Raw genomic sequence first — 2,306 nt, 5'->3', positions numbered from 1 at the left:
CTTGGTGAAATTGGCGATCGCGTTCAGGTCCAGCGTCGAGGTGTTGCTGGCCAGAATCGCACCCGGCTTCATCACCGCGTCGAGTTGTTTGAACACCGCTTGCTTGACGCTCAACTCCTCAAACACCGCCTCGATCACCAGATCGGCATCGCCGATGTCGGCGTAGTTCAGCGTGGTGCTGAGCAAGGCCATGCGGGCCTCGAATTTATCCTGCTTGAGCTTGCCCTTCTTGACCTGCGATTCGTAGTTTTTGCGAATCGTTGCGACGCCGCGGTCCAGCGCTTCCTGCTTGGTTTCCAGCATCACGACCGGCAGGCCGGCGTTGAGGAAATTCATGCTGATGCCGCCGCCCATGGTGCCGGCGCCGATCACCGCCACCTTGGCGATCTTGCGGGTCGGCGTGTCGCTGGGCACATCGGCGATCTTGGTGGTGGCGCGCTCGGCGAAGAAGGCATGACGCAAGGCACCCGATTCCGGCGTCACCATCAGCGCTGCAAAGCCGGCCCGCTCGGCCTTGATGCCGTCGTCGAACTTCATCGTCACCGCAGCCGCCACCGCCTCCAGGCAGCGCAGCGGCGCGGGGAAATTCTTGCTCATGCCGCCGACCATATTGCGGGCGAACTGGAAGAAGGCGTCCGGATTAGCGCAGCGGGCTTTCAGATCGCGCACGCGCGGCAAGGGTCGCACATCGGCCATTTCTGCCGCCAAGGCCAAGGCCTCTTCCATCAAATCACCGGTGGCCATGCGGTCAAACAACTTCTGCCCCGGCACCTGAGCGAGTAACTCGCTATTCACCGGCTCCCCGCTGACGATCATATTCAGCGCCGGTTCGACACCCAGCGCACGCGGCAAACGCTGCGTGCCGCCGGCACCGGGCAAGAGACCTAACTTGACTTCGGGCAGCGCCACCTTCGTGCCGGCAGCCGCAATGCGGTAATGGCAACCCAGTGCCAGCTCCAGCCCGCCGCCCATGCAAACGCTGTGAATCGCAGCCACCACCGGCTTGGCGCAGGCCTCAACCAGGCTGATCAGGCTGAGCAGGTTGGGCTCGGCCAGCGCCTTGGGGCTGCCGAACTCCTTGATGTCAGCGCCGCCCGAAAAAGCCGCGCCGGCGCCGGTGATGACCACAGCCTTGATGGCCGCATCGTCTTCGGCTCGCTCAATGCCGGCCGCCACCGCTTGACGGGTGAGCAAGCCCATGCCGTTGACTGGCGGGTTGTTCAATGTGATCACGGCGACTTGGCCGCGGACTTCGTAAGTGGCTGTCATGCTGACCCCTTGGTGGAGAAGGAGCGGCGCCACTCAGAAAGCGACCCGCCAAAATAGAACGATCGTTCGATTCTAGGCAGCAAAGCAGCCGCGATGATGTCGCTGCCGTGACAAAAATACTCAGGGTTTACAGGGGGCCACCGGCCTAGATGTCCAGCCCTAACTCCTGAATCTTGCGGGTGATGGTGTTGCGCCCGATGCCGAGTTTTTGTGCGGCTTCGATGCGCCGCCCGCGTGTGAGGTCCAGCGCCGCCAAGATCAGGCTGGCTTCAAAACGGCGCGTCAGGCTGTCCCACACATCGGTTTCGCCCGCCGCCAACAGGCGCCGCGCTTCGCGCGACACCTCCGCCACCCAAGCATCGGGCCCGGCGCCAAAGCTGGGCATGGCCGGAGCGGACACCGGCAATGGCGACATTACCGAGACGGCCTTGGTCGGCATGGGCGCCGGAGCCGCCTCGATGGCCGCCACTTCGGCCGGCTGCTCTATGCTCAAACCCAAACCGGGCTGCAGCAGCTCTTGCGGCAAATCCTTGGGCTCCACCACCTGGCTGGGTGCCATCACGCTGAGCCAATGGCAGATGTTTTCCAACTGCCGCACATTGCCGGGGAATTCGAAGTTGAGCAAGAGTTCCAGCGCGGCGTCGGTCAAGCGCTTGGGCTCCACCCCCAACTCGGCCGCACTGCGCTGCAAGAAGAACTTGGCCAACACGGCGATATCTTCCCGGCGCTCGCGCAGCGGCGGCAGGCGCAGACGGATCACGTTCAGGCGGTGAAACAAATCCTCTCGGAACGCGCCTTGACGCACCCGCGCCTCCAGGTTCTGGTGGGTGGCCGCGATCACCCGCACATTGCTGCGCAGCGGGCTGTGGCCGCCGACGCGGTAAAACTGCCCATCGGACAAGACCCGCAAGAGCCGGGTCTGCAACTCCAGCGGCATATCGCCGATCTCGTCCAGAAACAGCGTGCCGCCGTCGGCCTGCTCGAAGCGGCCACGCCTGGTCGCCTGCGCGCCGGTGAAGGCGCCGCGCTCGTGACCG

The 2,306-nt window shown here is 64.2% G+C and carries 2 protein-coding genes; both read right to left on the bottom strand.

Translation table 11 applies throughout. The features are described from left to right. A partial coding sequence (locus RMO57_RS05175) for a 3-hydroxyacyl-CoA dehydrogenase NAD-binding domain-containing protein (RefSeq protein ID WP_310384864.1) occupies positions 1-1,269 on the bottom strand: 1,269 nt, incomplete at its 3' end. 145 nt (positions 1,270-1,414) lie between these two features. Beyond that, positions 1,415-2,306 (bottom strand): sigma 54-interacting transcriptional regulator (locus RMO57_RS05170; RefSeq protein ID WP_310384861.1); only part of this gene is annotated, 892 nt, incomplete at its 5' end.

The organism is Roseateles sp., assembly GCF_031397715.1.
Lineage (GTDB): Bacteria > Pseudomonadota > Gammaproteobacteria > Burkholderiales > Burkholderiaceae_C > Paucibacter_A.
Note: the sequence above shows the minus strand (reverse complement) of the source record. Positions and strands in the feature narration are given on the sequence as shown.